6 protein-coding genes and 3 pseudogenes are annotated in these 7,021 nt (G+C 67.9%); 3 read left to right on the forward strand and 6 right to left on the reverse strand.

Annotated features, from left to right (window positions below):
• Positions 1 to 346: integrase core domain-containing protein (locus tag AC2TEW_RS38000; RefSeq protein ID WP_484627757.1), on the forward strand; the 346-nt coding region annotated here is incomplete at its 5' end.
• 32 nt (positions 347 to 378) lie between these two features.
• On the opposite strand, the pseudogene AC2TEW_RS38005 reads toward AC2TEW_RS38000, so the two are convergent.
• The 4 genes and pseudogenes from AC2TEW_RS38005 to AC2TEW_RS38020 all read right to left on the reverse strand — a co-directional run.
• Positions 379 to 1,053: pseudogene (locus tag AC2TEW_RS38005) on the reverse strand (IS701 family transposase); the annotation flags it as partial.
• Positions 1,054 to 1,118: 65 nt separating this feature from the next.
• Positions 1,119 to 2,537 (reverse strand): amidase, encoded by a 1,419-nt coding sequence (locus AC2TEW_RS38010; protein ID WP_484627758.1) that lies wholly within the window; start codon positions 2,535 to 2,537, stop codon positions 1,119 to 1,121.
• A 150-nt stretch (positions 2,538 to 2,687) separates the two neighbouring features.
• A complete protein-coding gene (locus tag AC2TEW_RS38015; protein WP_484627759.1) occupies positions 2,688 to 4,199 on the reverse strand; it encodes a peptide MFS transporter in 1,512 nt (503 codons plus the stop codon).
• 177 nt (positions 4,200 to 4,376) lie between these two features.
• Positions 4,377 to 4,577: pseudogene (locus tag AC2TEW_RS38020) on the reverse strand (IS5/IS1182 family transposase); the annotation flags it as partial.
• A gap of 126 nt (positions 4,578 to 4,703) precedes the next feature.
• Between AC2TEW_RS38020 and AC2TEW_RS38025 the strand changes: the two are divergent.
• On the forward strand, positions 4,704 to 4,883 hold the full coding sequence (locus AC2TEW_RS38025; RefSeq protein ID WP_484627760.1) for a LysE family transporter: 180 nt from the start codon (positions 4,704 to 4,706) through the stop codon (positions 4,881 to 4,883).
• 127 nt (positions 4,884 to 5,010) lie between these two features.
• On the opposite strand, the gene AC2TEW_RS38030 is transcribed toward AC2TEW_RS38025, so the two are convergent.
• Positions 5,011 to 5,610, reverse strand: coding sequence for a DDE-type integrase/transposase/recombinase (locus tag AC2TEW_RS38030; RefSeq protein WP_484627761.1), 600 nt, complete (start codon positions 5,608 to 5,610; stop codon positions 5,011 to 5,013).
• Between the two features lie 6 nt (positions 5,611 to 5,616).
• Positions 5,617 to 6,132, reverse strand: coding sequence for a hypothetical protein (locus tag AC2TEW_RS38035; RefSeq protein WP_484627762.1), 516 nt, complete (start codon positions 6,130 to 6,132; stop codon positions 5,617 to 5,619).
• Positions 6,133 to 6,169: 37 nt separating this feature from the next.
• Here AC2TEW_RS38035 and AC2TEW_RS38040 point away from each other — a divergent pair.
• Positions 6,170 to 7,021, forward strand: a pseudogene (locus AC2TEW_RS38040) (IS630 family transposase); the annotation flags it as partial.

Genomic DNA, 7,021 nt, shown 5'->3' on the forward strand with positions numbered 1-7,021 from the left:
GGCCGCCCGCGGCGCCCGGGGACTGCGCGGGGCGATTTTTCACAGCGACAACGGGGCCCACTACGGGTCGAAGGACTTCGCCCGGGTCTGCGCGGAGCTGGGCGTGACCAGATCCCGCGGCGCGGTGGGCACGAGCGCGGACAACGCCGCCGCGGAGAGCTTCAACGCGACCATGAAACGCGAGACGCTCCAAGGGCGGAAGCGATGGAACGGAGCCGGCGAGGCCCGACTCGCGGTCTTCCGCTGGGTGACCCGCTACAACACCCGGCGCCGGCACTCCCGCCTCGGCCAGATCAGCCCGATCACCTACGAACAGCGATCAACTACGCTGACCACCGCCGCATGACAACCGGTGTCCACGACCCGGGGGAAGCGCCCGTTGACCCTGGTGGCCAGCACATACCCGATACCGCGCCGCTCCAGCCAGCCCCGCAGCTGCTTGACCTGCCCGTAGGCCTCGTCCGCGGTCACCCCCGCGAACGGGACCCCGGCGTCGATCGCGCGCTGCAGCATCCATCGGAAGTGCTCGTTCTTCGTCGCGAACGGCACGTCGTCGGGCACGCCGGCGGCCCGGCACCGCTCGCGATCGTCGGTCCAGGAGACGGGCAGGTACAACTCCCGGTCGATCAACGCCCGGCCCTTCGAGGAGGCGTAGGCCAGGAACGTGCCGATCTGGGAGTTCTCGGTTCGGCCCGCGGTTCCGGTGTACTGACGCTGGACGCCGGCCGACCGCGAGCCCTTCTTCAGGAATCCGGTGTCATCACCGATCAGGATCCCGTCCCTGTCGCCGATGGTCTCGACGACGAAGTCCCGTACGTCGTCGCGGACCCCGTCCGCGTCCCAGTCCGCCTCGCCGAGCAACCGCTGCATCCCGATCGGATGCCCCTCACCCGCCCGCTCCGCCAGCGTCCACCCGTTCTTCCGTTCCAACGGCGCGATCAACCCCGCCATGTACGTCAGCGCACGCGCACGCGGCTCCGACCTCGAAAAACGCGATGCGAACCGCGCATGCAGACCGGACAACGTCTCCTGCCAGGCTCTGACCTGTCCCACCCCAAGATCCACAGACACGGGCCAACTCAATCACAACAAGCCCACCCATAACTGTGATTGCAGTACTAGGCTGCGGCCAGGCGTTCCTGCGGCCCGGCCGGAGGCTGGACGGGCCACGGGCGCGGTACCGCACGTATCTCCTCGTAGGCGGCTGCCATCTGCAGGACCCCGAGGTCGTCGAAGCGCCGGCCGACGATCTGCAGTCCGATCGGGAGACCGCTGCCAGTCCAACCACAGTTGAGAGAGACGGCCGGCTGACCGGACATGTTGTATGCCACAGTGAACGCTATGTGTTCGAACGGCCGGTTGGAATCATCGTCCGGAGACGCCTGCTCCGCGGGGAACGCTGCCGTTGGAGCCACGGGCGAGAACACATAGTCGTATGCCGCCGAGTGCCGGATCGCGGCCGTCGCCATGGCGTCCATCTGACTGTATCCGTCGAAGACCTCGGCCCCGGAGAGCGCGTCCGCGCCGGCTGCCCACCTGGTGATGTAATCGAGTACCTGTGAGCGCCTGTTGTTGGGCATGGCACTGATCTGCGGCCAGAACCGAGCACGCCAGAACCGGTCGAGGCCGTCGAGCATGTGCCGGTTGAGGAAGGGCCCCACAAGTTCCACACGGGCGCCGACGGCTTCGAAGCTCGCTGCTGCGGAGATTACCGCCGCAGCCGTCTCATCCTCAGCCGGCGTGCCGACCCCGGCATCGAGCATCAGGGCGATCTTCAGCCCGGCGACGCCGTCCCTCCTTGCCGTCCAGTCGATGTCACAGGGCGGCAGACTGAGATGGTCGCGGGAGTCCGGAGCCGAAATGACGGACGCCACCAGCGCCGCGTCCTCGGCGGTGCGCGTCAGCGGTCCCACCACGCGCCCCGCGTACGGAGGATCGACCGGGATCCGGCCGAAGCTCGGTTTGAATCCGACCACCCCGCACCAGCCCGCGGGCAGCCGTACCGATCCGCCGATGTCGCTTCCGAGGTGGATAGGTCCGTATCCGGCGGCGGCCGCGGCAGCCGCTCCGGCGCTGGAGCCGCCAGGGTTGCAATCCGGATCCCAGGGATTGCGGGTCACCCCGTGAAGACTCGACAGCCCGGAGGAGAGCATGCCGAAGTCGGGCATCGTGGTCTTGCCGACGATCAGTGCTCCTGCCTCGCGGAGCCGTGCCGCTGCAGGGCCGTCCTCCGTTGCAGGGGACGGTCTGGACGCCGCCGTTCCGGCCGGGAGCGGGCAGCCGCGGGTTGCGATGTTCTCCTTCAAGGTGACCGGAACGCCGTCCAACGCACTCAGGGGCGTTCCCTTGCGCCAGCGCTCCTGCGACGCCGCGGCCTGGGCATCGAGGTCCGGGTCCAGCGTGTACATGGCGTTGACGATAGGCTCCCAGGCGTCTATACGCTCCCGGACAGCGGCGACGGCCTCGACGGGGGACAGCCGCCGCTCACCATAGGCGGTGCCCAGTTCAACGGCGGTCAGGTCGGCGGGTGTAGTCATGTCCTCACTCATCCCGGTCGCGGCTCTCGGTGAACCCCCAGCGTGGACGCCGCCACAGGACGTCCCGGTCGGCCGGTCGGCCGATCACCCGCCCCACTGCGCAGTCAGCCACCGCCTCCCCGCCGACGGACAGCCGGATGGCCGGGAGCATCAGTGGATCCCCCGCAGGAGGCGTCGAATCCGCGGGCGCAGGGCCAGGGCCAAGGCGCCGACCAGCAGCGCAACCCCGCCTTGGACCGCGAAGTACGTCGTACCCCCTGTCGCGTTCCCGCCGATCTGCTGGACGAGCGCAGCCGTGCAGTCACCAGCCGTCACCGTCAGGAACCACAGACCCATCATCTGGCTTGCGTACTTGGCGGGCGCCAGCTTCGTGGTCAGGGACAGTCCCACCGGAGACAGGCACAGCTCGGCGACCGTCTGGAGGAGGTAGACACCGGCCAGCCAGAGTACGGACACCCGGCCGTCGCCGGCGGCCGACCCGGCAGCCATCATCAGGGCGAAGGACGCCCCAACCCCCAGCAATCCGATGGCGAACTTGGTGACCGTACTCGGATTACGCCGCCCCAGGCGCTGCCACAGCAGTGCGAGGAGCGGTGCCAGCGCCATGATGTAGAGCGGGTTCAGGGACTGGAACCAGCTGACCGGGAAGGTGAGCCCGAACAGTGACCGGGCCGTATGGTTCTGGGCGAACAGGTTGAGCGTGGATCCGGACTGGTCGCTGATCATCCAGAAGACCGCGCCCGCGACGAAGAACCAGATGAAGCCCGTCATCCTGCGCTGCTCAGTACCGCTCAGCGTCCTGTCGCGCTTCATCCTGAAGAGGACGACGACCGGGATCGCCAGCCCGCAGAGCGTCAGCGGCCACATCAGCCATGCGGCACGGAATTCCCCGAAGAGCGTCAGCGCGGTGTAGAAGAGCGCTACGGGGACGCCGGCCAGCAGAGCACGGCGCAGCAGCGTCCGGCGTTCTCCTGCTGCCAGGGGTGATCCGACCACATTGCTGAGGGGAGACAGATGGCGGCTTCCCAGCAGGTACTGCAGCAGCCCCACGGCCATGCCGACCCCCGCCAGCGCAAACCCGAGATTCCAGCTGATCATCTCGCCGACCGTACCGATGACCAGGGGGGCGGCAAGGGCACCGATGTTGATCCCCATGTAGAAGACCGTGAATCCGCCGTCGCGGCGGGGGTCGTTGGCGCCGCGGTACAACTGGCCGACCATCGTGGAGATGTTGGCCTTGATCAGCCCCGTGCCCGCAGCGATGAAAGCCAGGCCGGGGAAGAACAGGGAGTCGGTCGGCATCGCCAGCAGAAGATGGCCGGCCACCACCAGGACCCCGCCGACGGCTACGGTGCGCCGGGGGCCCCAGACCCGGTCACCGAGCCAGCCGCCCGGCAGGGTCAGAAGGTAGACGGCCGCCCCGTAGATGCTGAAGATGGCGATGGCCGTCGTCGGGTGGAATCCCAGCCCGCCCCGGCTCGCCGGTGCAGCGAGGTAGAGCACGAGCAACGCGCGCATGCCGTAGAAGCTGAACCGCTCCCACAGCTCAGTGAGGAACAGCGTGGTCAGGCCCCGGGGGTGGCCGAACAGGGTCCGTTCCGTGTCGCGTTCCTCCTGCGGAGCAGCGGCTACCGCCGGGTCGAGCGTGTGTATGGAGGACATCTGCCCCTCACCGGGTCTGAGCGGCCTCGTAGGTCTGCCGCCGTCGTACGCACCTGATCCCGTGCGGGCCTCGTCACCCGATGGAGAAGGTACTTTGTCCCAGAGTCCACACGTCGCGGGCGTCCCCATGTCCCCCTGTCGGCTGATAGGCCGAGGGGCTTGCAATCACCGGCAGATGCCTGGTGTCCGCCGGTTCGGAGAGCACGGCGCCCTGCTGCCGTCCCTACGGTGCTTCTGCGAGTAGTACGGCTCGTCCGCCGCGATCCGGTCCGCCGGGATGAGGGTGCCGTTCACGACCACGAAGCCACCCTCGCGCAGATCCGGCGCCCACGCTGCCAGGACCTCGGCCGTCTCGTCCGTGTACCGCCAAGCGGTCGCGGGAGTGGCGACACTGCTGAAAGCCAACCCGGTGGCCTTCGCCGTGGTGGGGTACGTCGAAGCCGACTACCTCGGGCGGGTTGACCTCGGCATGCTCCGCGGAGCGTGGAGGACCTGGCGGGCCCCATGTCCTCCATCGAAGCCGAGCAACCGAGCACGGTAAGAACTGATGCCGAGCGACCCTTCCACCAATCGGTGCTGATCACTCTGCTGAACCCGAAGGCAATCCTGTTCTTCATCTCGTTCTTCGCGCAGTTTGAAGTTCCCCTTGATCCTGGACAGCGGGTTTCTACGCTGCAGGGGTGAAGTCGCGCTGCAGTCTGGCCCTGGTTTCGAGCGGGGTGACGTACCCGAGCTCCCTTCGGAGCCTGGTGCGGTTGAACTCGACTTCGATGTAGCGGAAGACGTCCGCGCGGGCCTCGGCCCGGGTGGCTCACACGCTCGTGCCGATCTCGGCCTTGAGCAGGGCGAACCAGCTCTCCGCTGCGTCGTTGTCGTAACAGGAGCCGACACGTCCCATCGACTGTCGCATTCCCAACTCCCTTATTTTGTATCGGAATTCGGTGGATGTGTACTCGCTGCAGCGGTCGGTGTGCATGATGCAGCCGACCTCCAGTTGGCCGCGTCCAGCCGCCATCCGCAGCGCCGTTACCGGGAGCTCGGCGCGGTGGTGGTCCGCCAGGGCCCAGGATGGGCACCGGTGCTGGTGATCAGTGCCCGCACTGCACGGACATACCCTCGCAGCTCGCCACGACACCCACGTTGGCGTCCCGGCGCGGGGAGGGGTGCAGGTGGCTGGCCCCTGCGATTGGACGTGGCAGGTTCCGGTGCCCGGATACGTACTGGCGCCTTCCAGTGCCGGTCCCAGAGAAGGACACCGATCTTCACGAAGCGGCTCGCCGCCTCCGCCGTCCGCCGTGCCCTGGCCATGGGCTGGCGGCTGCGCCCGGCACCAGCCTCGGCGGGTTCCGCCAACGCGGCGCCCGCCGCATCTACCCCGGTGCCGCTCCCGGAAGTAGATCCCGTTCACCACCCGGTACTACAGGTGTGATTCGAGAGCTCGGTGTCTGCGCTGTTCGTAGTGGATGTGCCGGGCGAGGGCTTGGTGGGCGCGTCGCCACAGGGACTGGGCGGCGATGACGGTCGGGTGATGGAGGACATGCCACAAGGTCTGGTGGAGCAGGCGGCGGATCTCCTCGGCGGTATACGGGATCAGCCGAGGACAGCGTCGAGCGGGAGCGGCAGACGCAGCGGCGGCCACGGGAGAGGAATTATAGCGGTCGGGGCCGTCGTCGACCGGGTCAGCGTCCTTCCCGTGACCGGTGCTGTCCCGGACGGCAGTGCGGGTAGCGGTGATGGACAGGAAGGCGAACGCTGCGACGGAGAGCGCGATGTGGCGGTGCCAGGGCACCCACTGCCGGACCTCGTACCGGTCCAGGCCGCAGTCCGACTTCGCGGTCTCGAAGCAGTCCTCCACGCCCCAGCGCATCCCCGCCACGCCGACGATTTCGGGGAGCGCGGTGTTCTGGCGGGCGTGGACGGCGAAGAACGCCAAGTCGGACGGGGTCGGCGATCGAGCGCCGCACGAGCAGGACGAGCAACGCCCCGGCGCTCCACGGAAGATCAGCGATGAGCGGATCGAGGAACTCGTCGTCGCCACCCTGGAACGCACCCCCAAGGACGCCACCCACTGGTCGCGGGCGTCCATGGCCGCCGAGACCGGGCTGTCGAAGTCCACGGTCGGCCGCGTCTGGCGGGCCTTCGGACTCAAGCCCCACCAGGCCGACACCTTCAAACTGTCAAAGGACCCGCAGTTCATCGACAAGGTCCGCGACGTGGTCGGGCTCTGTCTGGACCCACCGGAGCGGGCCCTGGTCCTGTGCGTCGATGAGAAGTCCCAGATCCAGGCCCTCGACCGCTCCGCCCCGGTGCTGCCGATGATGCCGGGTATGCCCGAGCGTCGCACCCACGACTACCTGCGCAACGGCGTCACTACCCTGTTCGCCGCCCTCGATGTGGCCAGCGGCGAGGTCATCGGCTCCCTCCACCGTCGCCACCGCGCGGCCGAGTTCAAGAAGTTCCTCGCCAAGCTCGACAAGGAAGTGCCCGCCGGCCTGGACGTGCACCTGATCTGCGATAACTACGCCACCCACAAGACCCCGGCGATCCAGAAGTGGCTGGCCGGCCACCCGCGGTTCCACCTGCATTTCACCCCGACCAGCTCGTCCTGGCTCAACCAGGTGGAGCGGTGGTTCGCGCTGTTGACGGACAAGCAGCTCCGACGTGGAGTCCACAAGTCCGTCCAGGCCCTGGAGAAGGACATCCGGGCCTGGATCAAGACCTGGAACGAGAACCCCCGCCCGTTCACTTGGACCAAGACCGCCGACGAGATCCTCGAACGACTCGCCTCATATCTTGAACGAATTCCCGGCGCAGGACACTAG

Source organism: Kitasatospora sp. NEAU-CNBT7 (genome assembly GCF_057220535.1).